Genomic DNA, 24,588 nt, shown 5'->3' with positions numbered 1-24,588 from the left:
TGTAAAATAAGCCAAAAAGTTGTATACTTAAAGGGTATGCAACTTTTTGTTGTGGCCTGTAAATCGACAAGGAGACTGTTCGCACGAACGTTCAGCTTCTTGGACCGTCTGTAAAAATAGGCTCTAGAAGAGAGTCAAACTAAAAAGGAGAAAAACAAGCATGAGCGATATTAAAATTATTGCCCTAGGTGGAGTACGTGAAAATGCTAAGAACCTCTATATTGTTGAGATTAACGACTCTATCTTTATCTTGGATGCTGGTCTAAAGTATCCTGAAAATGAACAACTAGGTGTTGACTTTGTCATCCCTAACTTAGATTACTTGATTGAAAATAGAGATCGTATCCAAGGGATTTTCTTAACTCACGGACACGCTGATGCCATTGGTGCCCTACCTTATATTTTGCAAGAAGTCAAAGCACCAGTCTTTGGATCATCACTTACAATCGAGTTAGCTAAACTTTTTGTCAAGAATGCTGGTGTTAAGAAATTCAACAATTTCCATGTTATTGACGCAGAAACTGAAATCGAATTTGAGGATGCTGAGGTTTCATTCTTCAAAACAACTCACTCAATTCCAGAATCAATGGGGATTGTTCTTGGTACTGACCAAGGAAATATTGTCTATACAGGTGACTTCAAGTTTGATCAAGCTGCCCGTCCTTACTACAAAACTGATTTAGGTCGTTTGGCTGAAATCGGACGTGAAGGTGTTTTGGCCCTCTTGTCAGACTCAGCAAATGCGACAAGTACGGAACAAACAGCTTCTGAAGCAGAAGTTGGCCAAGAAATTGACCAAGTAATTGCTGATGCAGAAGGACGTGTTATTGTTGCTGCAGTTGCCTCAAACTTGGTACGTATTCAACAAGTCTTTGATTCAGCTGCTGATCACGGACGTCGTGTTGTTCTTACTGGTTTTGACGTAGAAAATATTGTCCGCACAGCCATTCGTCTCAAAAAATTGACTGTGGAGCATGAAAAACTTATTGTTAAACCAAAAGACATGAACAAGTTCGAAGACCACGAGTTGATTATCCTCGAAAATGGTCGTATGGGTGAACCAATCGATGGCCTTCAAAAGATGGCTGTTGGTCGTCACCGTTACGTTCAAATCAAGGATGGAGATTTGGTTTATATCGTAACAACTCCAAGCATTGCTAAGGAAGCCGTAGTGGCACGTGTCAACAACGCTATCTATAAAGCTGGTGGAACTGTTAAGATGATTACGCAGAGCCTTCGTGTTTCTGGACATGCCAATGCTCGCGAACTTCAATTGATGATTAACCTCCTTCGTCCACAGTATCTCTTCCCTATTCAAGGGGAGTACCGTGACCTTCAAGCACATGCAGAGTTAGCCTTGGAAGTTGGTATTCTTCCAGAAAATATTTATATCGTTAAACGCGGTGACATCATGCACTTGTCAGAGGACCAAGGTTTTCTTCATGAAGGAGCTGTTCCAGCTGGTGATGTTATGATTGACGGTAATGCCATTGGTGATGTGGGTAATATCGTCCTTCGTGACCGTAAGGTCTTGTCTGAAGATGGTATCTTTATCGTAGCTATCACTGTTAACAAGAAGGAACGTAAGATTGTCTCTAAAGCGCGTGTGAATACACGTGGGTTCGTTTATGTGAAGAAGAGCCGTGACATTCTCCGTGAGGCTGCTGACATTGTCAATGCTACCGTTGAAAATTACTTGGCAGGAGACAGCTTCGACTGGGGTGAACTTAAAGGGGCCGTCCGAGACGATGTGGCTAAGTTCCTCTTTGACCAAACCAAACGCCGTCCTGCAATCCTTCCAGTAGTCATGGAAGTCCGCTAATAACTGACTAAAACATAAGAGTGTGAGCGTATCGCTTGCACCATAGACATTGAGGAAAGTTTTAACAAGACTTTGTTCTAAAATCAAAAGCTGGGGTGTCCCAGCTTTTCTAACATTAAGAAAGGAAAATACAAATGGCTTTTTTTCAAATTGAATACTCTTCAGACGTTCTAGGCCAATACCGCCAAGTGGATGTCATCTATCCAGATCGCGATCAGATTGCTGAAACGGGAAGTGATACGGACATCCCAGTTCTCTATCTCCTTCATGGCATGGGGGGCAATCATAATTCTTGGGCCTTCCGTACCAATATTCAGCGTCTCCTTCGTAAGACTAATCTCATTGTTATTATGCCTAACACGGAAAATGGCTGGTATACAAATACCAACTACGGGGTCAAGTATTACGATGCCATTGCTAAGGAGCTTCCTCAAGTCATGCAACGTTTCTTCCCTAGTATGACTAAGAAGCGTGAAAAGACCTTTATCGCTGGACTTTCTATGGGTGGCTATGGTTCTTTCAAACTAGCCTTAACGACAAATAACTTTGCTTGTGCGGGTTCCTTCTCTGGTGCCCTTGGATTATCAGTAGAGATGATTACAGATGAAACGAGTGAGTCCAAGGAATACTGGCAAGGTGTCTTTGGCGATTTGGAAGGGAAAGACATTGAGCAGCACAAATTGGTTAACCTAGCCAAACAACATGACAAGAAAACCAAATTCTTTGCCTGGTGTGGCCTTGAGGATTTCCTTTTTGATTCTCAAGATAAGGCAGTTGCTGATTTGAAGGCCCTTGGTTTAGACATTGACTACCGAACAGACCATGGAAGACATGAGTGGTATTACTGGGAAAAACAACTAGAAGCCTACTTAGAATGGTTACCTATTGATTACGTTAAAGAAGAACGTTTGTCTTAATAGGTCAAGTTTGTAACATCTTATCAAAGAGATGATAAAAGCTTAAAGTGATATTTTTTGCTTGTCAGAACTATTAGAGCTTGATATACTAGGGGAAGTTTCGAAAAGGAGGCTCAATAATGAAAAAATTATTCAGAGTAATCTTCTATATTCCCAAACTTCTTTTACAATTTATTTGGAATCTTATTTGGGCTATATTTAAACTTGCCCTAGTCCTAGCCCTTATTGGTTATGGACTCGTCTACTATGCCAATAATTCTTCAAGTACCTTAGCCACAAACATTAACCAAGCCTTTCATCAAGTAGAGCTAGGTTTTAGTGGTACCAGTACTAGTGACGTTGAGAAAGTTGTCTCTAACCTATCAACGACAGATACTATTCCTGAGTCTAATGGAGCTAGATGGGCGCAAAATACAGCAAGCATCTATATACAATCTACAGATGAAACCTTGGTAGCAGCTTATAAGGAAGCTATTACTAACTGGAATAACACGGGTGCTTTCATCTTTACATTAACTGATGATGCCTCAACGGCTGACATTGTTGCGACTGACTATTCCGATGCGAATTCACAGGCAGCAGGTTTAGCAGACACTCAAACCAATGTTTTGACCAATCGCATTACTCATGTGGATGTGAAGTTGAACAGTTATTTCCTCTTGAATAGTGATTTTGGTTATACTCACAAGCGTATTGTGAATACGGCTGAACACGAATTGGGACATGCCATTGGCTTAGACCATGATGACTCTAAGACATCCGTTATGCAATCAGCAGGATCTTATTACGGGATTCAACAGGTGGATATTGATACGGTCCATGCTCTCTATGCAAATTAAGGAGGGGTGTCATGCGCTATTTGAAACGCCTTGCTAGACGTTACCCCATGCAAACCTTCCTTTTTCTTTTCAATGCTGGGGTCTTTACTTGGTTGCAAACAACAGGAACCATGATTGCCAATCGTTTGGGACTATCAGGTGATGGTATTTGGATTTATATTCCCAATTGGGTAAAAACGCTGACCAGTCATTCTATACAGAGTATTCAAACCCTATACGGAGCCTCTGGTTGGAGTTGGCTAATCACCTCTATGCTTCTTACTTGGCTCTTGACTTTTCTGAGAGGTCTCATGAGAGCAGTGCTTCTCATTCTGATAGTTGGTCTTGGCTTATGGCTAGTCTATCGACACTTTGAACTCCTACAAAATCTAAAACTGTCCTGATGGGAAGTTTTAAATTGAAATGAATTCTTCTTTTTAGACTTTTCTTAGGTGAGTACGGACGTTAGCGACTTCCTTCGGAATTCCATAGCTAAGTTTTGAGCCTAGTGTCTCAAAACTTCCGAGTGCCTAAAGTTATTTAACATTAGGCACTTTTCTCACAGCAAAAAGTCTTGGCTATGGCTCGCTCTGAATTTATTAAAGGGACTATATCATTTTATCTACAGAAAGTTCTATATGTTTAGACGCCAAGTCACTTGTTAAAAGAATCTAAAACTGTCCTGATGGGCAGTTTTTTTGAGTTATTAGGTCATTTATTTTCTGAAGAAATATGATATAATATAGCTAATTTATTATTTTGGAGGACATTATGGCTTTAGCAAAAATCGTTTATGCCAGTATGACCGGTAACACGGAAGAAATCGCAGATATCGTTGCCAAAAAATTGGAAGAATTAGGTCACACTGTAGATGTAGACGAGTGTACAACGGTTGATGCCGCTGATTTTGAAGATGCGGACATCTGTATCGTAGCGACTTACACTTATGGTGATGGTGAGCTGCCAGATGAAATCGTTGACTTTTACGAAGATTTGGCTGACCTCGACTTGTCAGGTAAAATCTTTGGTGTTGTAGGTTCAGGAGATACCTTCTACGATTATTTCTGTCATTCAGTGGATGAGTTTGAAAATCAATTCACATTCACAGGGGCGACTAAAGGTGCTGATAGCGTCAAGGTTGACCTTTCTGCTGAAGATGAAGATATCGAAAACCTTGAAGCTTTCGCTGAAAAAGTTTCAGAAGCATTAGCATAAGAAAAAAGCAGAGTAAAGTCTGCTTTTATTGTAGTCAGAAATGGAGTTTTTATGAATGAAATAGAAAGAGATTTTAGGACGCAATCTCAACATCTCCTTTGGTCCGTTTGGCGAGGGCTTTTAGTGGGGGTGACAGCAGGAGCAGTGGTCAGTCTTTTTCGTTGGTTAATTGCCAAAGGGGCCGCATTTTCTGTAGCTATTTACGAAGACGCCCTTCGTAATCCACTTCTGATTCTGGGAATTGTACTTGTTAATCTCTTGATTGCCCTTTTTATTGGTTACCTTATTAAACAGGAAAAAGACATCAAGGGCTCAGGTATTCCTCACGTTGAAGGGGAACTGATGGGTCTCTTACATCCGTCTTGGTGGTCAGTATTATGGCGTAAGTTCCTAGGTGGAGTCCTTGGGATTTCAATGGGACTGATGTTGGGACGTGAGGGACCTAGTATTCAACTAGGTGCCATGACTGCTAAGGGATTAGCCGAGGGACTTAAGCTCTCTGCGCGTGAGAAGCGTGTTTTGATTGCTGCAGGAGCAGCAGCAGGGTTATCTGCTGCCTTCAATGCGCCAATTGCTGGTCTTTTGTTTGTCGTCGAAGAAATCTATCATCACTTCTCTCGTCATGTTTGGGTGACAGCTTTAACGGCATCTTTAGTAGCTAATGCTGTTTCCCTACGCATCTTTGGCCAGGTACCGGTCCTTGCTATGACAGAAAAATTACCCGTATTTCCTTTGAAAGATTATTGGATTCTTATTGTTTTGGGGATTTTTCTAGGTGTGCTTGGATACGGTTATGAGTGGGTTGTCTTACGTATTGGTAAGGCCTACCAAGGGTTAGGGAAAATCTTCCACTTGCCATCTCATTTTCATGGCCTCTTGGCAGTTCTGTTTATCATTCCTATTGGTCTCTATTTTCCACATCTTTTAGGTGGTGGGAATGAATTGATTCTTGCCCTAAATGGTTTACATCCTGCTCTAGCTGTGGCTATCCTCTATTTGGCTATTCGCTTTGTTTGGAGTATGTTGTCCTTTGGTTCAGGATTTCCTGGTGGGATTTTCTTGCCGATTTTGACTCTAGGTGCTCTTTCAGGTAGCGTTTTTGCGGCAGCTTTTGAAAATCTAGGATTCTTACAAGTCAGTCAGTTCCCTATTTTTATCATTCTTGGTATGGCTGGTTATTTCGGTGCGGTATCTAAGGCACCGCTAACTGCTATGATTTTAGTGACTGAGATGGTGGGTGACCTTCACCAATTGATGACAATTGGTGTCGTGACCCTGATTGCCTATCTCGTCATGGATTTCATGGGAGGAGAACCTGTCTATGAAGCCATGCTTCACAATCTAATAGCTCACAAACCAGAGCAAGTTGATAATATACCGACGATGATTGACTTACCGGTTACAGATAGTCTAGCTGGTCGATTGGTTAAGGATTTAACCTTACCTGATGGAGTTTTGATTTCTACTCAGATTTTTCAAGACCAGTCTGAAGTTGTTCATGGAGACACACGTCTAAAAGCAGGAGCAACCCTGTATCTAGTTGTTAATGAAAGTAATATCAGTCAGGTAAGAAAACTCTTTTTATAAGCAATTCAATGGCTTGAGGCTCTTTTGTCCTCAGGTCATTTTTGTTATAATGGAGAGAAAAAAGGAGGTCAGTATGGACTTAAATGAGATTCGCCAACAGATTGACACCGTTGATAATGAGATTGTGGCTTTGTTGGAAAAACGTATGAAATTGGTAACTCGAGTAAGTGCTTATAAACAACGCACTGGAAAGGCGATTTATGATCCCGAACGAGAGCAAGCCCTGCTTGACAAAGTAGGCGCTAGTGTCGTTAATCCCGAATATAGAGAAGCTATCGTCGCTAGTTTTGCGGATATTATGAAGCATTCACGTACTTATCAAGCAAGTAAGCTAGAAGAAAAGTAGGCAACTAGGATGAAAGTAAGACAATTAAGTGATAGTCAAGGTCTTTCTTACTTACATTTAGTAATGTTAAGTCTTTATGCAATCTTGTTGGGGGTGCTTGTTGGACTGATTGATGCTGTTTTTGGGCGCGTGCTGATAGGACTCTCGGAATTTCGTGACCACCATCTCTTTTATCTAGTCCCTGCTCTCCCATTGGCTGGTCTTTTGATAGTTTACCTTTACCAAAAGTTTGCGGGTAAGGCAGCACAAGGAATGGGCTTGATTTTCAAGGTTGGACATAATGAGGAGGATCAAGTCCCCCTAAGGTTAATTCCACTGGTGACTGTAACCACATGGCTGACCCACCTTTTCGGGGGTTCTGCAGGTCGTGAGGGAGTTGCTGTACAACTGGGGGCCACAGTTTCTCATGCTTTTAGTCGCTATTTTAAGCTCCCGAATGCTTCACGTATTTTCTTGACGATGGGTATGGCCGCTGGTTTTGGAGGACTCTTCCAAACACCAATCGCCGCGACCTTCTTTGCGCTTGAGGTCTTGACCCTAGGACAGTTAAGTCTGCCAATCTTGGTACCGACTCTTATTGCATCTTTTGTGGCTAGTACGACAAGCCATCTCTTAGGTCTTGAAAAATTTAGCCACTTTGTATCTGAAAGTTTGACTATTGACCTTGAGACATTCGTCAAATTAGCTCTTTTAGGTCTGGCCTTTGGTCTAGCGGGAAATCTCTTTGCTTATCTCTTGTCACTAGCTAAAAAGAAAGTAGCAAGTCTGCTCCCAAATCCTTATTATCGTGTTCTCTTAGGAAGTGTCGTCTTAACCTGTCTTCTTTTGATTTTGTGGAAGGGACGCTATACAGGTCTTGGAACGAATTTGATTGCTTTAAGTGTTGGTGGTGGGACCATTTATCCATTGGATTGGCTTTTGAAATTGCTCTTGACCGTCTTTACCTTATCTCTTGGTTTCCAAGGAGGAGAAGTAACCCCTTTGTTTGCAATCGGAGCAAGTCTTGGTGCTGTTCTAGCACCAGTTTTAGGACTTCCAATTCCACTTGTAGCAGGTCTTGGCTATCTGTCTGTCTTTGGTAGCAGTACCAATACCCTTTTAGCACCTATTTTCATTGGCGTTGAAGTCTTTGGTCCCGCTAATGCACTCCCTTATGCGATTGTCATGGCTTTTGCTTATCTCATTAATCATAAGACGAGCATTTATGGACAACAAAAAATGCTAGAAATGTAATAAGATACTAGACATCCTGATAATTTTTTGATAAAATACTAAGAGTGTGTAATGGACACACAAAAATAACGGCTAATCCGCTGAGACACAGAGGTTGCTCTTAAGATTAGTAAGATAGGAGTATATAAAAATGAATCCATTGATCCAAAGTTTGACAGAAGGTCAACTTCGTACTGACATCCCATCATTCCGTCCTGGTGACACAGTTCGCGTTCACGCGAAAGTTGTCGAAGGAACTCGCGAACGTATCCAGATCTTTGAAGGTGTAGTTATTTCACGCAAAGGTCAAGGGATCTCAGAAATGTACACAGTTCGTAAAATTTCAAGCGGTATCGGTGTAGAACGTACTTTCCCAATCCACACTCCACGTGTTGAAAAGATTGAAGTTGTACGCTACGGTAAAGTCCGCCGTGCTAAACTTTACTACTTGCGTGCTTTGCAAGGTAAGGCTGCACGTATCAAAGAAATCCGTAAATAATTTACAGATTTCACATAAAAAATCTGTCCTCGTGGCAGATTTTTTCATAAGTCCTCTTAGTTAAATGGATATAACAACTCCCTCCTAAGGAGTCGTTGCTGGTTCGATTCCGGCAGGGGACATTTTTAAGCCTTTAAGCATGCGGTTTTAAAGCTATTTTGCCCCCAATTTGCCCCCAATTTGCCCCAATTTGTTTTATCTTTTCGTCGTTACGAGACTTTTGCTCTTGTAATTGGTGGGCGTAGACTTCCAGTGTGATGTTTAGATTTTCGTGCCCTAAAACTTGAGATACAGAAATCAAATCGATATCGTGGGCAATTAAGTAACTAGTATAAGTATGACTTAAGGAGTGGACACGTACCTCACGCCCTACGATTTTCCGTAGGGTTTTATTTATGCCATTATTTGATAAGGAGGTAGTAGCCTGCCATCCTTGGTTGGTGGTAAGTGGTCAACGAATTTTATAAAATCATCATTAAGCGGTATTTCTCTAATACTGCTTTTTGTTTTTGTAGGCATGAAACCAGAATCATTTTTATAGTCCCATGTTTTATTGATGGACACCATGCCTGCATCGTGATCAACATCATCCACCGTCAAACCTAAACATTCGGCGAAACGTATGCCAGTTTTACCTATAAGCTAAACAGTATGTAGCTGACAAAGATTTTAGTCCAGAGGCAAACAAGGAGCTTCGAGACTACAACTTTTCTATGTCTGTTGGTCGTCAAGAGCTTCTTATCCAAGAGTTAGAACTCGAACTATTGGTTTTATCTGAAGGCGAACGTCAATTAACTAACGATTATCTGATGAATGGCTATAAGAGCGAAATTGTAAGAGGAAGCCTGCTTGATCAGACGGTGCCTAACAAGAAAACACTTGAAAGGTACATGACGACGGCTGTTAACGCTAATTTCGAAGGCGCTAAATGGTCGGAGCGTATCTGGGGTAGAAATGCTCAGCTACGGCAACTTGTTAGAACTGAGATAACGAGGGCTTTAATTCGTGGAAATAACGGCTTAACGATTGCGAGACGCATTAGAAAACACATGGATGTGCTCCGTACTAATGCAGAGCGTTTAGGTATCACGGAACATGCTAGAGTTCAAACTTTGGCGCAGAAAGATATTATGAAAGAAAACGGTTTTGAGTATTTCAAACTCATGCCAGATTCAAGAGCTTGCGATTATTGTAAACAGGTTGGCCGTGATACCGAGAAGGAACCTGTTCCAATTGACAAGATTGATAGCGGACTAAATGCCCCGCCTATGCCCCCATATTGTCATTGTGCAGTTGCTGAAGTGTATTTGGACAAAGAGAAATTGCATAAAATTAATGAAAATGGTATTGTACAAGTGGATGAAGTAATCAATGGAACTCCGCACCCTGTCGGGGAGGCGAGAAAGGTGATTCAACACAATGCTTAGAACGGTGATATTCTTGGGTGTTCTTTCTATAACTATGATGGTATGAGGTATAAGGATATTCACTTCACGAATCACAGATAACCAGATAAACATTCATTTTGAAAAAACAGGGAATACGCTCACGATATTGATTACCACGAACCTAGTAAATCAAAAGCCAAGAAGAGAACAACCAGGAAGTTAACTGATGAAGAGAGGAGTGAGAATGGCGATGTCTTATAGTCAAAACCTAAAGGAATTAAAACAACTTTGCGAATATCTTTGGGATGCAGATTTTGAAGTTGATGGTAAAACTGTTAGCATTCTTCCTGAATCAGAAAATAACATAGTTGTTGTTTACGATGGCAAGGAGATAATCGTAAAGTCGTTTGATGAGCTCATAGAACTGAAACTGGACGGCGTTACACTGCCAAAATTGATGGAAAACGTCGAAGTAAGGTATGCTTAATAAATAATTGAAGTCGTAGCAATACGGCTTTTTCTTATGCGCTGATAGCCGTGCTAGCCAAAGGGCTTTGGGGTTCGATACCTCGTCAGCGCATAGGGCTAATTTAAGCCCTAAATAAACAATACTAGCGTGGCTTGTAACGTAGTATTTCAGATGAGACTAGAAGGGGATAGCTACCTCATTCGTGGCTCTGACGGTGTACAACTAGGGGACTAGGTGGGAGGAAATTATGGAACAAGATAACAATATCGAAATGACAAAGGAGCAATTGGCGAATTCTATTCAGATGGTCATTTGACTTTGGTGCCAAATGGTTCATTGGGTTCTACCGTTTTCGGTACAACTCCAGAAGAGTCAGATTTGCAATCTGGCAATACTCCAGAAGCAGAAGTTGAAGTTGTTGATCAAGGTTTCGCAATTACAACTACTAAAACAATCGACTAGGTTAACAACCAAACCAAGGTATCAATGATTCTTTCCTTTTTTGATGCTCTCTATTTCGTAACGATTAATCAATTTAAGTATGTACCTATGTTTGTAAACGATTATTCCAAATTTATTTGAAAGTTCGTCTAATTTTTTCTTGATTTCTAAATTCATAGACCAGAACATTGTCCCCATAAGTTAATTTCATAAGAAAAACACCTCAAAAGTTAATTTTTTTCTGTCTAACTTTTGGGGTGCAGTTCACAAATGTAATGATATTATATTTTTTCTTTTCTTTTCTTTTCTTTTCAATTTGGCTCTGTTCCTAGTCATAGATGAAGAGTTAAAAATAACAGTAAAAAACCAGGTTTCCCTGGTTCTCATTATTAGCGACTTACACGACGGCGAGCTGCTTTTTTACGATTTTCTTCGATGAAAGCCAATTTCTTTTCTTCTGGTTCGATAATTGTCTTTTTAACTGCGAAAACGGCACCTGCAACGGTAGCAGCAGTTCCAAGAACGCCAGTAGCAAGACCTTTAGCAAATGAATGTTTTTTAGCCATGAGACTATCCTCCGTATATGTTATAATATGCTTATATTATCTAAAAAAATATCTAGAATAGCAAGTGAAAACATTATGAAAACCAAACTTATTGTAGTAGCTGGTCCTACTGCTGTAGGAAAAACAGCGCTTGGAATTGAATTGGCCAAGCGTTTTAATGGCGAAATTATTTCAGGAGATAGCCAGCAGGTTTACCGACAATTGAATATAGGAACCGCCAAGGCCACTCCTGAAGAGCAGGCAGCAGCAGTGCATCATCTGATTGATGTTCGCGATGTTGATGAGTCCTATTCAGCCTATGATTTTGTGATAGAGGCAGAGGTTGCCATTTCTGACATTGTTAGTCGTGGCAAGCTGCCTATTATAGTAGGAGGAACAGGTCTCTATTTACAAAGTCTCCTAGAAGGGTATCACCTAGGGGGACAGGTAGATCAGGAGCAGGTTTTAGCCTATCGCTCGGAATTAGAGCAATTATCTGATCAGGAACTTTTTGAAAAAATTGATCGCTTAGGTATTGAGATTAAAGAGATTAACCGTCGTCGTGCCATTAGAGCACTTGAACTTCATCGTTTTTCGGAGAATCTTGAAAATACTGAGACGACTTATGATCCCTTTCTTATCGGATTAGATGATAAACGTTCCTTGATCTATGACCGCATCAATACACGAGTAGACAAGATGGTTGAACATGGTCTCTTGGAAGAGGCCATGTGGCTGTACGAAAATTATCCTAATGCCCAGTCAGCTCGTGGTATAGGCTACAAGGAGTTGTTTCCTTATTTTGCTGGGAACCAGAGCTTGGACGAAGCCTTGGAAAAACTCAAGCAAAATACGCGTCGATTTGCTAAACGTCAATTAACCTGGTTCAGAAATCGAATGACTGTTAAGTTTTATCAGATTTCTAGTCCAGAATATCCTAAAAATGTCGTTCAAGATCTTGAATTATTTTTAAATGAAAGGGAAGGAGAAAAGGTAGGTCAATCTTAGTTTTAAGAACCTATCTTTGCTATAATGGTAGTTATGACTAACGAAGAAAAAAAATCAGCCTATGAATTAATGCTAGCACAGGCTAAGGTGCTTTTTGCCAATGAAGACAATGCTATGGCCAACTTTTCTAATGCCTCAGCTCTCTTGAATACAACCCTACCAAATTCTGTGTTCACAGGCTTCTACCTGATGGATAATGTCAAGAATGAGTTAATCCTTGGCCCTTTCCAAGGTAATGTTTCTTGTGTTCGAATTGCCCTAGGTAAGGGTGTTTGTGGCCAGTCTGCAGCAGAAAATAGAACCCTAATTGTCGAAGATGTCACCAAACACGCCAATTACATTGCTTGTGATTCCGCTGCTCGAAGTGAAATTGTTGTACCAATGGTCAAAGATGGCAAATTAGTTGGTGTTCTCGATTTGGATTCTCACCAAGTAGGAGACTATAACGACGTAGACCAAGATTATCTGGAAGCGTTTATCAAAATTCTACTCGAGAAAACCGAGCTTACATTTGGAATGTTTGAGGTAAACTAATGTATCAAGCCTTATATCGTAAATACCGTAGTCAGACCTTTGGTGAAATGGTTGGTCAAAAAGTGATTTCAACCACGCTCAGACAGGCGGTAGAGTCAGGGAAAATCAGCCATGCCTATCTCTTTTCTGGGCCACGTGGTACCGGTAAAACCAGTGCGGCGAAAATCTTTGCCAAGGCTATGAACTGTCCTAATCAAGTTGATGGTGAGCCTTGTAATCACTGCGATATTTGTCGCGATATTACTAACGGAAGTCTCGAAGATGTTATCGAGATTGATGCGGCTTCCAACAACGGTGTGGATGAGATTCGTGAGATTCGTGATAAGTCGACCTATGCTCCAAGTCGTGCGACTTACAAGGTCTATATTATCGACGAGGTTCACATGCTTTCGACAGGTGCCTTCAATGCTCTTTTGAAGACTTTGGAAGAACCAACTGAAAATGTGGTCTTTATCCTGGCGACCACTGAATTACATAAGATTCCAGCAACCATCCTCTCTCGTGTTCAACGTTTTGAGTTTAAATCGATCAAGCAGGGAGCTATTAAAGAACATTTGGCTTCAATTCTGGAAAAAGAAGGATTAACCTTTGATGATGAGGCTTTGACCATTATTGCTCGTCGTGCGGAAGGTGGTATGCGTGATGCTTTGTCAATCTTAGACCAAGCACTGAGTCTGTCTCCGGACAATCATGTCAGCCAAGCCATAGCTGAAGAAATCACAGGTTCTATTGGTTTAACAGCCCTAGACAGTTTTGTCGCTAACGTTCGCAATCAAGAGACTACGCAAGCTTTATCAAATCTTGAAACTCTTTTTGATAATGGCAAGTCTATGAGCCGTTTTGCGACGGATCTCTTGGAGTATTTCCGTGATCTTTTGATTGTCAAAGCGGGCGGAGAGAACAGTCACCATAGTCCCCTTTTTGAAGAGAATCTTTCTCTGGAGCAAGACCGACTTTTCCAATTGATTGACTTGGTTACAAGTGCCTTGCCAGAAATTAAAACTGGAACACATCCTAAAATCTATGCGGAAATGCTGACTATAAAATTGTCAGAGACTCATACTCAGGCTTCACAAGAAATTCCGGGGAATTTGCAAGAAGAGTTAGATAGTCTTCGTCGCGAGGTAGAAGGTCTACGTAAAGCTCTTAAAGAGGGCAAAGCCCAAGGAGAAGTAGCACCAACTCGAAAAGCCAAACCTGCTTATCAGTACAAGGTGGATCGTGAAAAGATTCTTACTATTATGCGTGAAACCATGGAAAATCCGCAGAAATCACGCCAGTGTCTGGATGCCCTAAAGGCAACTTGGCCTGAAATCTTGGATTCTATTAGCCCACAAAATAGGGCACTTTTGAATGGCTCCGAGCCTGTACTGGCCAATCAGGAAAATGCTATCCTGGCATTTAATGCCGCTTTTAATGCTGAACAGGTCATGAAACGCAGTGATCTCAATGATATGTTTGGCAATATCATGAGTTCAGCTGCCGGTTTCTCACCTAATATTATGGCTGTTCCAAAAGCAGAATTTGAAAAACTCCGAACAGAATTTGCACGAAGTCTCAAATCCAAAGAAGAATTGGAAAAAGAAGATCGCGAAGAGTATATCCCTCAAGAACTCGACTTTCTCTCTGATGTAGTAGAAATAGAGGACTAAAAAGGTCCAGTGGACCTTTTTAGGTCCGAGCCAAGAAACCCAAAAGCGAGGCTGTTCAGTGGACCTTTTTAGGTCCAATCCCAGTAAGTTAGATGGCGAGATAGTCAAGTGTAATTTGATAGATTTCTGAAGCTAATAATTGGAAGGTCCATCCGTGTAAAAATGAAAAGAGCCTAGACTGCTTGTCCTAGGCTCTATCTATTGATATAATAATCTTATGATTCAACAAATTTTGTTTATAACGCTTGAAACTATTTTTGAAACGGTTTGTTTTAATTACAGTTTACAACACGGCTATTACTTTTTTACAGCCTTTTTTGGGTATTTACTGTTTCGTCGTCTTTGGACAACCTACGTTGTTTCACGCATTGCGCGTGCAGCCGACAAGTCTACCAAGAAGTAAGGCTCACTTCGCCAGCGGTCAACCATTTTTCCCGACCATCATCAGTAAGAACGAGAAGTTGGCCCTTATCGCCAATTTCCTTGGCAACACCAGTATAAGTCTTTCCAGCTTGTTCAAAGGTCACTTGTTTGTCTAAAACGAGGGACTTTTCTTTATAGACCTTGACCAAATCGCTAGTAGGAATGGTTAAAAAGAGTCTCCAAATTTCTGAAATGAGCTGGTTTCGAGTAATGCTTGGTTTTTCAGAAGTAAAAAGACTAGTAGCTTTATTAGCTAACTCTTCAGGAAAATCACTGATTGAGAAGTTAAGCCCAACCCCGATAATGACATCTGTGATGCGACCAGATTCGATAGAACTAATGGCTTCGGTAAGGATACCAGCCATTTTTTTGTTGTTGAGGTAGATGTCATTAACCCATTTGATTTCTGTATTGATGCCAGTTAGACGCTGGATAGCTTTGACAATAGCAGCTGCCGCCATCATCGTATAAGGTGGTAACTCCTCAAAATGACAGTTGGGCTTTAAGTGGATACTCATATAGATACCACCTTGTGGACTGGCAAAGAAGTGACGTTCAAATCGTCCTTTGGCTGCCTTTTGACTTGATGCCAGGTAAAGTGCAGGCGTCGGATTATTCTTTTCCATGCCATGTTTAGCATCTAGTTGGGTAGAGTTAGAATCTGGATTAAAGTAGACTGGAATGTTGAGTTGCTTAGAGATGTCTTGAGGAAGAAGAATATCTCCCTTTTCTAAATAGTAGCCTTTCTTGCGGACACTTGTAATGTCAATTCCTTGTTCTTGAAGTGTTTGAATTGCCTTCCAAATGGCTGTCCGTGAGACACCAAGGCTTTTAGCCAAGCTCTCTCCCGTCACAAAGTCAGGACTCTTCGATAAGATGTCATAAACGTGTTCATAAGTTTTCATATCCTAAGTATAATACAAATGATGGCAAAATGCTCACTATAACTTATTGATAAGGCTTGATAATAAATAACTATATGACTAGACTGAAAAAACATGATATAATGGAAGGTAGTTATTAAGTCCCGATAAGGCAACAGTCATTCTAGAGTTGGCTGTTGGTTCTTTGTAACTTTTTAACGGCGTCTAGCTCCATTAGGAGTATAGCGTTTTACCTATTAGGAGACGGTTAAATCCGTGCTGTCTAATACTATTTTTCATATTAAAAGGGGGACATTTTATATGTCAGAACGTAAACTTTTCACGTCTGAATCAGTATCTGAGGGGCATCCAGATAAAATTGCAGACCAAATTTCAGATGCCATTCTTGATGCGATTTTAGCAGAGGATCCAGATGCACACGTTGCAGCAGAAACAGCTGTCTACACTGGTTCTGTCCATGTTTTCGGTGAAGTTTCTACAACAGCTTATGTAGATATTAACCGTGTGGTTCGTGATACTATCGCTGAAATTGGTTATAACAATGCAGAATACGGCTTTGCGGCAGAATCTGTTGGGGTTCACCCATCATTGATTGAACAATCTCCAGATATTGCTCAAGGTGTCAATGAAGCACTTGAAGTTCGTGGAACTGGTGATCAAGATCCACTTGATCTTATCGGAGCTGGTGACCAAGGTTTGATGTTTGGTTTTGCTATTGACGAAACTCCAGAGTTTATGCCACTTCCAGTTAGCCTCTCACATAAATTGGTTAAAAAATTGGCAGATTTGCGTAAATCTGGTGAGATTTCATACCTTCGTCCAGATGCTAAATCTCAGGTTACCGTTGAGTATGATGAGAATGACCAACCAGTACGCGTTGATACAGTTGTTATTTCAACACAACACGATCCTGAAGCGACTAACGACCAAATTCGTCAAGACGTTATTGAAAAAGTCATTAAGGCAGTTATTCCAGCCGAATACTTGGATGATGAGACTAAATTCTTTATCAACCCAACAGGTCGTTTTGTTATCGGAGGACCTCAAGGAGACTCTGGTTTGACTGGTCGTAAGATCATTGTTGATACTTATGGTGGTTACTCAAGACATGGTGGTGGTGCCTTCTCTGGTAAGGATGCCACTAAGGTTGACCGTTCAGCTTCATATGCAGCTCGCTACATTGCCAAAAATGTCGTAGCTGCTGGTCTTGCTAAGAAAGCAGAAGTACAATTGGCTTATGCTATCGGTGTTGCTAACCCTGTGTCTGTCCGTGTTGATACTTTCGGAACGGCGACAGTTGCTGAAAGCAAACTTGAAGCTGCTGTCCGCGATCTCTTTGACTTGCGTCCAGCAGGTATCATTCAAATGCTTGATCTTAAACGTCCTATCTATCGTCAAACAGCGGCCTATGGTCACATGGGACGTACGGACGTCGATCTTCCATGGGAAAAATTGGACAAGGTAGATGCCCTCAAAGCAGCTGTAGAAGCTTAACGAATAAAATTAGTTCCAAAAAACAGAATTTTAATATAAATTCTGTTTTTTTGTCTCTTGAATATACAATATAAGTGCACAATAAAAACTCATAAGATTTTCTAGTAAAATAGAATTGAACGAACTAGTTACGAAAGGAAATCTTATGAGCTACCATCATTTTACCATAGACGAGCGTGAAAGTATTCTCATTTACCGTACGCAAGGCCTAAATTTTTCTCAAATTGCTAAGTTACTTCATCGTCATCCATCTAGTATTAGTCGTGAGTGGAAGCGCCATACAAAATCAGGAGCTTATTCTCCAAATCATGCACAGGAATCGTACCATAATGCCAAATCACACTGTGGGCGGAAACGGATGCTTGAAATAGATCACAATTTAAGCAATACCATCAAACATCTATTTCTCGATTACCAATGGTCTCCTGAAGAAATAGAAGGTCGGTTGCGCTTAGAGTATGGGAAAACTGTTGTTAGTTATCAAACAATCTATAGAGCCATTTATCGAGGACATTTTGAGGATGACTCATTATCTCATGGTGCTCGTGGTGTCATTCGTAAACTTCGTCATCGTGGGAAAACACGTCATACTAAAGGTCATGTTGAAAATAGAGGGAAAATATCCATTTCTCATACAATTCACGAAAGACCAGAAGAAGCTAATAATCGAACTAGAATAGGAGATTGGGAAGCCGATACTGTTGCAGGTAAAACTGGAAAAGCTTGTTTAGTGACTCTAACAGACCGTTATTCTCGTTTTCTAAAAATCAAAAAGGTAGCTGTTAAGAAAAGCAAGTTGGTAATAGAAGCTATGGTAAAACTGTTAGAACCCTTGACGAAGTATACAGTAACTCCTGATAGAGGGAAAGAATTCACCTATCATCAGAAATTGAGTGATCAATTGAACATTGAAGTCTATTTTCCTGACCCTCATGCTCCATGGCAACGAGGAACCAATGAGAACACGAATGGATTACTTAGAGAATATTTTCCAAAGGGTAGTGATCTAACATTGGTTGATGATCAGACTATTCAGCTATGGGAGAACAAACTTAATAATAGGCCACGAAAATGTCTTAACTGGAAAACACCTTATGAAGTATTCTATGGGGAAAGTATGCACTTAATTTGACAATTCAAGCTCTAGAAAACTAATAGCTCTGGTGGTGGGGTTAAAAGGTTTTTAGAGATGTATCAAAAAAGGTTGCTAATGAAATAGTGAGTATCGTGTTCCCTTGCATCTCAATATAAACGTCAAATAATTTATGGTAAGTTCAAAGCAAGTATAGCTCGAATCTTACGTTTATTATATTGGCAATACGGTGTAGAAATATACGAAGTGGGCTCTTGCCCAAACCATACTTATATGTAGGTCAGTATACCAGCAAAACTAGGCATTTCCTCTTTTATGGGATACGTAAAAAGAGTAGCTTAATAATATTCGAGTGATATGCTAATTTCAGGTATAAATATGGGAATCGCAAATTTTGGTGTCAAATTTTTTATGTTGATACGGTGGTTCGGGATCAGGAGCAAATTGAAGAATATATTCGTAATCAATAATAAGAAGACGTGATAGCAGCTCAGTCTTTGTGAGGATTATGATTCGTTTACGGGTGAGAAGAATAAAAGAAAGTAGTCTCGATAAGACCAGCTAGCAAAGGTAGTGCTGAAGGAAAACAATTTGTTAGGCCTTGGTCGTTAGCATAGACATTCAGTCGAAGAACAAACCGCTGGTGATATGACCTGCACCCCAGAAGTTAGACAGAAAAAATCTAACTCTTGGGGTGTTTTTATTATGAAATTATGAGGATAAAGTTCTTATCTATGAACTGAGAAAGCAAGGGGGAAAGCTTTAAGCGACTTTTAAATCAATTTGGGATAAATATTTCTAATCTTAAGTACCTGATTAAATTGATTGATCGCTACGGAATAGAAATCGCCAAAAAAGGAAAGAATTGTTACTATTCTCCTGAATTAAAGCAGAAAATGCGGTTCTAAAAAATGAGAGTACTCCGATTGAGGGAAGAAAAACGGAAATTGTCCGAGGATTGGTAACTGAGTTTTCTTTAGACATGCTTCTAAAGATTATTAAGCTTGCCCGTTCAACTTATTATTACCACTTAAATTAGCTAGATCAAAGCGATAAGGATTATGATGTTAAAGCTGAAATTCAAGCTATTTTTACTGAGCATAAAGGAAATTACGGCCATCGTCGAATGACTTTTAAATTACGAAATCGTGTTTTTGGGGTCAATCATAAGAGGTGCAGCGGTTGATGAGCGTACTTGGTTTAATGGCTAGAATTTGCTGTAAACGCAAGTATTCTTCTCACAAAGGAGATATTGGTAAGAAAGGTGATAACCTTGATTCAACCCCAGTTTGAAGCTTCAAAACCAATGGCAAAGTGCTATACGGACGTGACAGGATTTGCCATCCCAGCAAGCACTCAAAAGCTTTATTTATCACCAGTTTTAGATGGTTTCAACAGTGAAATTATTGCTTATAATCTTTCAACGTCACCGAACTTGAAACAAGCTATTGTAGACCATATTGATTATTACAACAACAAACGTATTAAGATAAAACTGAAACTTTCTAGCCAAGGACATATTACCAAACGTGGGAATCCCTATACCAGAAATATTCTCTTTAAGTGCATTCATAACATAGCTTCAGCTAGCCACACCAATCTTTGTCATATCGCAGACTTCTATGAGAAACGGAAAAGACAATCGCAAGTGACTTCAACCAAACCACACACGATTGCCTCTATACATCGTCTCATTAGAACAATGTATTACCTCATAACGCATAACAAACTTTATGATTATACTTCTATCCAAAATCGGTAAAATTGTTTATGCCATATTGTTGTAACGCCTTATCAAAAAAATCATCAGATAAGATGTTGGTTTAGTGTACACTTTTTACACTGAATTATAGTTAAAAAGGACAATTTCCTTAGTTTGACTATGGAACTCAAACTATTTTTCGGCAAATACTTTGATATACTTGACAATGGTAGAAAAGGACTTAGTCCTGTGCAATACAGGACTAAATCCTTTACTTAAATTATTTGTCTAACTTTTTTCGGGAGCGGGGAGTATAGAGAACGAGTGGTTTTGACTATATACCAAGTAGGTTGAAGGATAAATGTTTGATTAATTGAAAATTTAGTAAGATATATAAATACCTCTTAAATATATATTAAGTAGGAGTAGTTAATTAGAGATACCTTTTAAAATAATTACAAAATAATTAAAATAATAAAAAATTGAAAAAGGTTGAAAAAAAAAAATAACATGCTATAATTATACCATCTATATGAATATGAAACATTGGTACTAGTAATTTGGAGCAGCCTTGTTAGTCATCTTTAATCCCTTTGGGGAAGGGGGTTAAATGGAACTTATCTGTGTTTATTGCTACATGATGTTGGATAGGTATGTCATTCCGATGTTTCAGTTTATAAGATAGGGATAGAGCGTAAGTAAAGGGGACGCTCTTTAAAATGGGGAGAAGTTATTATGAAATATATATAAGTTAGCAATACTGCTGGATTCAAAAGCACTTTTATTAGCAAAGCGTTTTTTGTCCTGCAGTTTTTTTATTTATCAAATAGTCTATTTTTTAAATTGGGAAGTAAAGATTAAAATGGTTTCTAATATTACTATCTTTTGATGCTTTACATTTAGGATTCTTTTGTCTTAATTTCTTGATTTTATTAGTTATGATTGTCTTTTATTGAGACCTTTTTTCTTTATCTACTTTACATAACTTACTTAAGAAGACCAATGATAAGAGTATACCCTTTAGTGCTTTTTTTAAAAGATAAATAGTTTTATCTATTTTGTTTGGAAAAATAAAGTGTTTATGTAAAGTTTTATATGTCAATATTATATTGATTTTGTATAGGTTATAGGGGGATTTAATGGGAAAATTAAATATTATGGTTGTCTTTGGAACGAGGCCAGAGGCAATAAAAATGGCGCCGTTAATTCTTGAGTTGAAAAAACATCAAGAAACTATTAATACTATTACAGTGGTGACAGCACAACATCGTCAGATGCTTGATCAAGTTTTGGATACTTTTGAAATAGTTCCTGATTATGATTTGGATATCATGGGGAAAAATCAATCGCTTCAGGAAATTACTTCTAAAATTTTGTCTAAATTTGATCCTGTTGTAAAAAAAGAAAAACCTGATTTGGTTTTAGTTCATGGTGATACAACAACAACTTTTGCTGCCGGCTTAGTTGCATTTTATAATAAAGTAAGTATCGGCCATGTTGAGGCTGGACTTAGAACATACGATAAATATTCACCATATCCAGAGGAAATGAACCGTCAGATGACTGATAGCTTTTCTGATTTATATTTTGCACCTACTCAAGAAAGTAAGGCTAATTTATTGTCAGAAAATCATAAAAAAGAGGCTATTTATGTCACTGGTAATACAGCGATAGATGCCCTAAAACTAACAGTTAAAGATAATTATTATCATGAAGTTCTAGATAAAATTGATGATAGAAGAAAGATTATTTTAGTAACGATGCACCGTAGAGAAAATCAAGGTGAGCCAATGCATCGAGTATTCAAAACTCTTCGACTAATGGTTGATAACCATCCTGAGATTGAAGTAGTTTATCCTGTTCATTTGAGTCCCTCTGTACAAGCAGTAGCGAAAGAAGTTTTGGGTGACCATGATAGAATTCATCTAATTGCTCCTTTGGATGTTTTTGATTTCCATAATTTAGCATCTAGAAGTTATTTTATTATGTCGGATTCAGGTGGCGTTCAAGAAGAAGCTCCCTCACTTGGAAAGCCTGTCTTAGTATTACGAGATACAACGGAACGTCCAGAAGGTGTTAAAGCTGGGACACTGAAACTTGTCGGGACAGATACAAAAAAAGTGAAAGAAGCAATGGAGTCGCTTTTAACAGATGAAGCTCTATATAAAGAAATGTCTGAAGCTCCCAATCCTTATGGTGATGGAAAAGCAGCTGAAAGAATAGTTCAAGCTATTAAAGTGTACTTTAATTTAGCAGATTCTGTTTCAGAGTTCCATGAAGGGGGAGATTAGGTGTGAAAAAAGATAAAAAAGTCTGGTATTGGATTTTATTTTTGATTTTCTTTGAAGCTTTATTGTTTTCTTATTGTTATCAATTCAATCCTGAGTACTTTATGTTTGAGTCTATCCTTCTGGTTCTAGGTATTGGTGCAGTATGTTTTTTATCTGAACTTCTGATTACCTGGATGATAATTTTAAGTTTTGCTTTAAGTATTTTTATTTTGGTTAGTGGTGTTGTCTATATATCACTTCAAGATACTTTAGTACTTATTTTTAGTTTTCCTTTGTTGCTTGGAATTTTATCAAAGATTAAGTCTTATTTTTATAAATATATTTCTTCTGTTCAAATTGAGGAAAGAAAAGCTAGAAAATCTTATCAAGCAGTATTAAAAGAAATTAAATTGAATGAAAATAAATTTATTAATGCACTTTTGATTCATTACTCTCATGAAGAACAGTTTTTTGAGTTGGATCCTCGAGAATATAATCATTTGATTACTAGTATTTATCTTAAAATTTCAAAACAATTGAATCGTTTTGAGAAAATTTTTTATGTTGCTGATGGAAGTTTCTTAATTTTATCAAAAAATGATTCAAGAAACTTAAATGATTTTTATAAAAATAGTCTTGAAAGACAGTTAAAAGGGATAACATTCGATTGGGGAAATAATCATCAAAGTATTCAATTTCAGACAGGATTTCTTGAAATTAATAAGAATAATTTAAAAAAATTTGATGATTATAGTGAGTTAATTAGCAATTTAAATCGTCAACTAGAGACGGATATAATTGTTGAATATTAGGGGGAAAAATTATGACCATTACTAATTTGTTTTTTGTATTTGCTTTATCTATTAGTCTTCTTTTTGTTATTACTTTCATAGTTTTATTTATCCAGTATACAATTATCTATGAACGTGTTTCCCATAATTTCAAGGCGGTGGAACATGGTTAGTCAATTTTTAATGATTTTTACGCTAGTATCGATTTGGATTTCTTTAATTTGGGGAGTAGTTATCCTAGTTTCTGGTGTTCATTTTTGGCTAAAGCATAGTGATTTTAAAGTAGATAAGAAAGCATTGCCTTATTATCCAAAGGTTACTATTGTTGTTCCAGCACATAATGAAGATGTCGTTATTGCACAGACTGCCAAAGCTATATTAAATTTGAATTATCCACATGACAAAGTTGAGTTACTTTTATTTGCGGACAATTGTTCAGATAGTACTTATGAAGAGTGTTTATCTGTTCAGGCATTACCAGAATATGAAGGTCGTAATATCACAATTATTAACCGCAAAGGAACTGGTGGAAAAGCGGGCGTTCTTAATGATGCGCTCAAGATGGCAGAAGGTGATTATATTTGTATTTATGATGCGGATGCCATGCCTGAAAAGAATGCACTTTACTTTTTAGTTAAGGAAGTTTTAAAAGATCCAGAAAGAAGAGTAGCTGCTTTTGGACGGAATAAAACAAGAAATGCAAAACAAAATTTCTTAACACGTTGTATAAATCAAGAAATTGTCGTAACGCAACGTGTACACCATGTTGGAATGTGGCATTTGTTTAAAATAGGTCGTATTCCAGGTACTAATTTTATTATTCAAACTGATTTTGTAAAAAGTATTGGTGGTTGGAGAAATGGTGCTTTAACAGAAGATACAGATATTTCCTTCAAGATTATGCAAAGTGGTAAATTAATTGCATTGGCATATAATTCCGAGGCGTTTCAACAAGAACCTGAGACCCTTAAAAGTTACTATATGCAACGAAAACGTTGGGCCAAAGGTAATTACGAAGTTGTTTTATCAAATTTTAAACATTTGTTCGGTAAAGGAAATTGGCGAGTAAAACTAGAAGTTGCTAATTACTCTTGTATTTTCTTCTGGTTTAATGGAGCGATTGTCTTATCAGATTTAATTTTCTTTGCCAATGTTTTAGCTATTATTTTACATCCTTTCTTTCCTACTATACAAATTCCGTTTGCATTTGATGCAAGTAATATATACATAGCTCAATTGATGTTATTTAATTGGCTATTAATGATTGGTTTGTATTTATTACAAATCAATGTTGCGTTAGCATCGCAATTCGGACAAGCGACAAGTAAGCAAGTTTGGCTAGCGATTCTCTCTTATTTTAGTTACGCACAGTTGTTCATTATTGTTTCTTTAGATTCGTTGTGGTCTATTATCATGGATAAAGTTCTTCATCGTGAAGGAACAACATGGGTTAAAACTAAACGTTTTGCAGAATAGGA

24 protein-coding genes, 1 tRNA gene and 5 pseudogenes are annotated in these 24,588 nt (G+C 38.6%); 25 read left to right on the top strand and 5 right to left on the bottom strand.

What is annotated here, in order from left to right; genetic code table 11:
• Nucleotides 1-160: 160 nt before the first annotated feature.
• The 10 genes from NSQ79_RS05760 to NSQ79_RS05715 all read left to right on the top strand — a co-directional run bounded on the left by NSQ79_RS05760 (nt 161) and on the right by NSQ79_RS05715 (nt 8,538).
• A complete protein-coding gene (locus NSQ79_RS05760; RefSeq protein ID WP_045768839.1) occupies nt 161-1,822 on the top strand; it encodes a ribonuclease J in 1,662 nt (553 codons plus the stop codon).
• A gap of 134 nt (nt 1,823-1,956) precedes the next feature.
• A complete protein-coding gene (locus NSQ79_RS05755; protein WP_138261697.1) occupies nt 1,957-2,739 on the top strand; it encodes an alpha/beta hydrolase family protein in 783 nt (260 codons plus the stop codon).
• A gap of 119 nt (nt 2,740-2,858) precedes the next feature.
• Complete coding sequence (locus tag NSQ79_RS05750) at nt 2,859-3,578, top strand: matrixin family metalloprotease (RefSeq protein WP_301357535.1); 720 nt, start codon at nt 2,859-2,861, stop codon at nt 3,576-3,578.
• 11 nt (nt 3,579-3,589) lie between these two features.
• A complete protein-coding gene (locus tag NSQ79_RS05745) occupies nt 3,590-3,961 on the top strand; it encodes a hypothetical protein (protein ID WP_061652392.1) in 372 nt (123 codons plus the stop codon).
• 367 nt (nt 3,962-4,328) lie between these two features.
• On the top strand, nt 4,329-4,772 hold the full coding sequence (locus NSQ79_RS05740; protein ID WP_002883520.1) for a flavodoxin: 444 nt from the start codon (nt 4,329-4,331) through the stop codon (nt 4,770-4,772).
• Between the two features lie 51 nt (nt 4,773-4,823).
• Nucleotides 4,824-6,359, top strand: coding sequence for a ClC family H(+)/Cl(-) exchange transporter (locus NSQ79_RS05735; protein ID WP_138261696.1), 1,536 nt, complete (start codon nt 4,824-4,826; stop codon nt 6,357-6,359).
• Nucleotides 6,360-6,432: 73 nt separating this feature from the next.
• The gene (locus NSQ79_RS05730) at nt 6,433-6,705 is read left to right on the top strand and encodes a chorismate mutase (protein ID WP_138261695.1); all 273 of its coding nucleotides are present in this window, start codon (nt 6,433-6,435) and stop codon (nt 6,703-6,705) included.
• Between the two features lie 9 nt (nt 6,706-6,714).
• A complete protein-coding gene (locus NSQ79_RS05725; protein ID WP_045772075.1) occupies nt 6,715-7,938 on the top strand; it encodes a voltage-gated chloride channel family protein in 1,224 nt (407 codons plus the stop codon).
• Between the two features lie 130 nt (nt 7,939-8,068).
• On the top strand, nt 8,069-8,416 hold the full coding sequence (gene rplS, locus NSQ79_RS05720) for a 50S ribosomal protein L19 (protein ID WP_002883489.1): 348 nt from the start codon (nt 8,069-8,071) through the stop codon (nt 8,414-8,416).
• 50 nt (nt 8,417-8,466) lie between these two features.
• Nucleotides 8,467-8,538, top strand: a tRNA-Arg gene (locus NSQ79_RS05715).
• Nucleotides 8,539-8,549: 11 nt separating this feature from the next.
• Here the strand turns inward: NSQ79_RS05715 and NSQ79_RS05710 are convergent.
• Nucleotides 8,550-8,792 (bottom strand): tyrosine-type recombinase/integrase, encoded by a 243-nt coding sequence (locus tag NSQ79_RS05710; protein WP_231910695.1) that lies wholly within the window; start codon nt 8,790-8,792, stop codon nt 8,550-8,552.
• 17 nt (nt 8,793-8,809) lie between these two features.
• Nucleotides 8,810-9,010, bottom strand: coding sequence for a hypothetical protein (locus NSQ79_RS05705; RefSeq protein WP_228382819.1), 201 nt, complete (start codon nt 9,008-9,010; stop codon nt 8,810-8,812).
• Nucleotides 9,011-9,129: 119 nt separating this feature from the next.
• Here NSQ79_RS05705 and NSQ79_RS05700 point away from each other — a divergent pair, with 119 nt between their 5' ends.
• The 3 genes and pseudogenes from NSQ79_RS05700 to NSQ79_RS05690 all read left to right on the top strand — a co-directional run.
• Nucleotides 9,130-9,843 (top strand): phage minor head protein, encoded by a 714-nt coding sequence (locus NSQ79_RS05700; RefSeq protein WP_339313335.1) that lies wholly within the window; start codon nt 9,130-9,132, stop codon nt 9,841-9,843.
• 205 nt (nt 9,844-10,048) lie between these two features.
• Nucleotides 10,049-10,291: a hypothetical protein gene (locus tag NSQ79_RS05695; RefSeq protein ID WP_013990700.1), complete on the top strand. Its 243-nt coding sequence runs from the start codon at nt 10,049-10,051 to the stop codon at nt 10,289-10,291.
• Between the two features lie 273 nt (nt 10,292-10,564).
• Nucleotides 10,565-10,732: pseudogene (locus tag NSQ79_RS05690) on the top strand (major capsid protein E); the annotation flags it as partial.
• 30 nt (nt 10,733-10,762) lie between these two features.
• On the opposite strand, the pseudogene NSQ79_RS05685 reads toward NSQ79_RS05690, so the two are convergent.
• Nucleotides 10,763-10,925: pseudogene (locus tag NSQ79_RS05685) on the bottom strand (IS3 family transposase); the annotation flags it as partial.
• A 178-nt stretch (nt 10,926-11,103) separates the two neighbouring features.
• Nucleotides 11,104-11,280 carry a DUF3042 family protein gene (locus NSQ79_RS05680; protein WP_003092510.1) on the bottom strand — a complete coding sequence of 59 codons (177 nt, stop codon included), beginning with the start codon at nt 11,278-11,280 and terminating at the stop codon, nt 11,104-11,106.
• A 75-nt stretch (nt 11,281-11,355) separates the two neighbouring features.
• Here NSQ79_RS05680 and miaA point away from each other — a divergent pair, with 75 nt between their 5' ends.
• The 4 genes from miaA to NSQ79_RS05660 all read left to right on the top strand — a co-directional run bounded on the left by miaA (nt 11,356) and on the right by NSQ79_RS05660 (nt 14,856).
• On the top strand, nt 11,356-12,267 hold the full coding sequence (gene miaA, locus NSQ79_RS05675; protein ID WP_013990698.1) for a tRNA (adenosine(37)-N6)-dimethylallyltransferase MiaA: 912 nt from the start codon (nt 11,356-11,358) through the stop codon (nt 12,265-12,267).
• A gap of 33 nt (nt 12,268-12,300) precedes the next feature.
• A complete protein-coding gene (locus NSQ79_RS05670; protein ID WP_282098161.1) occupies nt 12,301-12,801 on the top strand; it encodes a GAF domain-containing protein in 501 nt (166 codons plus the stop codon).
• The gene (gene dnaX, locus NSQ79_RS05665; protein WP_339313332.1) at nt 12,801-14,453 is read left to right on the top strand and encodes a DNA polymerase III subunit gamma/tau; all 1,653 of its coding nucleotides are present in this window, start codon (nt 12,801-12,803) and stop codon (nt 14,451-14,453) included. The genes NSQ79_RS05670 and dnaX overlap by 1 nt, the downstream gene beginning before the upstream one ends.
• A gap of 217 nt (nt 14,454-14,670) precedes the next feature.
• On the top strand, nt 14,671-14,856 hold the full coding sequence (locus tag NSQ79_RS05660; protein ID WP_002883500.1) for a DUF3272 family protein: 186 nt from the start codon (nt 14,671-14,673) through the stop codon (nt 14,854-14,856).
• On the opposite strand, the gene birA is transcribed toward NSQ79_RS05660, so the two are convergent.
• Nucleotides 14,843-15,781, bottom strand: coding sequence for a bifunctional biotin--[acetyl-CoA-carboxylase] ligase/biotin operon repressor BirA (birA, locus tag NSQ79_RS05655; protein ID WP_013990695.1), 939 nt, complete (start codon nt 15,779-15,781; stop codon nt 14,843-14,845). The genes NSQ79_RS05660 and birA overlap by 14 nt on opposite strands.
• A gap of 279 nt (nt 15,782-16,060) precedes the next feature.
• On the opposite strand from birA, the gene metK reads away from it, so the two are divergent.
• From metK to NSQ79_RS05615, 8 genes and pseudogenes are all read left to right on the top strand, one after another.
• Entirely contained in the window at nt 16,061-17,254 is a 1,194-nt protein-coding gene (metK, locus tag NSQ79_RS05650; protein ID WP_013990694.1) for a methionine adenosyltransferase, read from the top strand.
• 145 nt (nt 17,255-17,399) lie between these two features.
• On the top strand, nt 17,400-18,386 hold the full coding sequence (locus NSQ79_RS05645) for an IS30 family transposase (RefSeq protein ID WP_339313329.1): 987 nt from the start codon (nt 17,400-17,402) through the stop codon (nt 18,384-18,386).
• A gap of 105 nt (nt 18,387-18,491) precedes the next feature.
• Nucleotides 18,492-18,893, top strand: a pseudogene (tnpA, locus tag NSQ79_RS05640) (IS200/IS605 family transposase); the annotation flags it as partial.
• A gap of 184 nt (nt 18,894-19,077) precedes the next feature.
• Nucleotides 19,078-19,848 (top strand): annotated as a pseudogene (locus tag NSQ79_RS05635) (IS3 family transposase); the annotation flags it as partial.
• A gap of 15 nt (nt 19,849-19,863) precedes the next feature.
• A pseudogene (locus NSQ79_RS05630) lies at nt 19,864-20,109 on the top strand (IS110 family transposase); the annotation flags it as partial.
• Nucleotides 20,110-21,188: 1,079 nt separating this feature from the next.
• Entirely contained in the window at nt 21,189-22,340 is a 1,152-nt protein-coding gene (gene wecB / locus NSQ79_RS05625) for a UDP-N-acetylglucosamine 2-epimerase (non-hydrolyzing) (protein ID WP_084871399.1), read from the top strand.
• A 2-nt stretch (nt 22,341-22,342) separates the two neighbouring features.
• The gene (locus tag NSQ79_RS05620) at nt 22,343-23,131 is read left to right on the top strand and encodes a hypothetical protein (protein ID WP_070578567.1); all 789 of its coding nucleotides are present in this window, start codon (nt 22,343-22,345) and stop codon (nt 23,129-23,131) included.
• Nucleotides 23,132-23,275: 144 nt separating this feature from the next.
• On the top strand, nt 23,276-24,586 hold the full coding sequence (locus NSQ79_RS05615; protein ID WP_014633211.1) for a glycosyltransferase: 1,311 nt from the start codon (nt 23,276-23,278) through the stop codon (nt 24,584-24,586).
• Nucleotides 24,587-24,588: the final 2 nt, after the last annotated feature.

Origin of the sequence: Streptococcus sp. FSL W7-1342, from assembly GCF_037966635.1 — a bacterium.
GTDB lineage: Bacteria > Bacillota > Bacilli > Lactobacillales > Streptococcaceae > Streptococcus > Streptococcus salivarius_D.
The sequence above is the reverse complement of the archived record's forward strand: the minus strand, read 5'-3'. Positions and strand labels throughout refer to the sequence as shown.

Excerpts from the sequence above, each read along its gene's own strand:
- NSQ79_RS05760 (WP_045768839.1), top strand. The coding sequence starts at position 161 with ATGAGCGATATTAAAATTATTGCCCTAGGTGGAGTACGTGAAAATGCT.
- NSQ79_RS05755 (WP_138261697.1), top strand. The coding sequence starts at position 1,957 with ATGGCTTTTTTTCAAATTGAATACTCTTCAGACGTTCTAGGCCAATAC.
- NSQ79_RS05750 (WP_301357535.1), top strand. The coding sequence starts at position 2,859 with ATGAAAAAATTATTCAGAGTAATCTTCTATATTCCCAAACTTCTTTTA.
- NSQ79_RS05745 (WP_061652392.1), top strand. The coding sequence starts at position 3,590 with ATGCGCTATTTGAAACGCCTTGCTAGACGTTACCCCATGCAAACCTTC.
- NSQ79_RS05740 (WP_002883520.1), top strand. The coding sequence starts at position 4,329 with ATGGCTTTAGCAAAAATCGTTTATGCCAGTATGACCGGTAACACGGAA.
- NSQ79_RS05735 (WP_138261696.1), top strand. The coding sequence starts at position 4,824 with ATGAATGAAATAGAAAGAGATTTTAGGACGCAATCTCAACATCTCCTT.
- NSQ79_RS05730 (WP_138261695.1), top strand. The coding sequence starts at position 6,433 with ATGGACTTAAATGAGATTCGCCAACAGATTGACACCGTTGATAATGAG.
- NSQ79_RS05725 (WP_045772075.1), top strand. The coding sequence starts at position 6,715 with ATGAAAGTAAGACAATTAAGTGATAGTCAAGGTCTTTCTTACTTACAT.
- rplS (WP_002883489.1), top strand. The coding sequence starts at position 8,069 with ATGAATCCATTGATCCAAAGTTTGACAGAAGGTCAACTTCGTACTGAC.
- NSQ79_RS05700 (WP_339313335.1), top strand. The coding sequence starts at position 9,130 with ATGTCTGTTGGTCGTCAAGAGCTTCTTATCCAAGAGTTAGAACTCGAA.
- NSQ79_RS05695 (WP_013990700.1), top strand. The coding sequence starts at position 10,049 with ATGGCGATGTCTTATAGTCAAAACCTAAAGGAATTAAAACAACTTTGC.
- NSQ79_RS05680 (WP_003092510.1), bottom strand. The coding sequence starts at position 11,280 with ATGGCTAAAAAACATTCATTTGCTAAAGGTCTTGCTACTGGCGTTCTT.
- miaA (WP_013990698.1), top strand. The coding sequence starts at position 11,356 with ATGAAAACCAAACTTATTGTAGTAGCTGGTCCTACTGCTGTAGGAAAA.
- NSQ79_RS05670 (WP_282098161.1), top strand. The coding sequence starts at position 12,301 with ATGACTAACGAAGAAAAAAAATCAGCCTATGAATTAATGCTAGCACAG.
- dnaX (WP_339313332.1), top strand. The coding sequence starts at position 12,801 with ATGTATCAAGCCTTATATCGTAAATACCGTAGTCAGACCTTTGGTGAA.
- NSQ79_RS05660 (WP_002883500.1), top strand. The coding sequence starts at position 14,671 with ATGATTCAACAAATTTTGTTTATAACGCTTGAAACTATTTTTGAAACG.
- birA (WP_013990695.1), bottom strand. The coding sequence starts at position 15,781 with ATGAAAACTTATGAACACGTTTATGACATCTTATCGAAGAGTCCTGAC.
- metK (WP_013990694.1), top strand. The coding sequence starts at position 16,061 with ATGTCAGAACGTAAACTTTTCACGTCTGAATCAGTATCTGAGGGGCAT.
- NSQ79_RS05645 (WP_339313329.1), top strand. The coding sequence starts at position 17,400 with ATGAGCTACCATCATTTTACCATAGACGAGCGTGAAAGTATTCTCATT.
- wecB (WP_084871399.1), top strand. The coding sequence starts at position 21,189 with ATGGGAAAATTAAATATTATGGTTGTCTTTGGAACGAGGCCAGAGGCA.
- NSQ79_RS05615 (WP_014633211.1), top strand. The coding sequence starts at position 23,276 with ATGGTTAGTCAATTTTTAATGATTTTTACGCTAGTATCGATTTGGATT.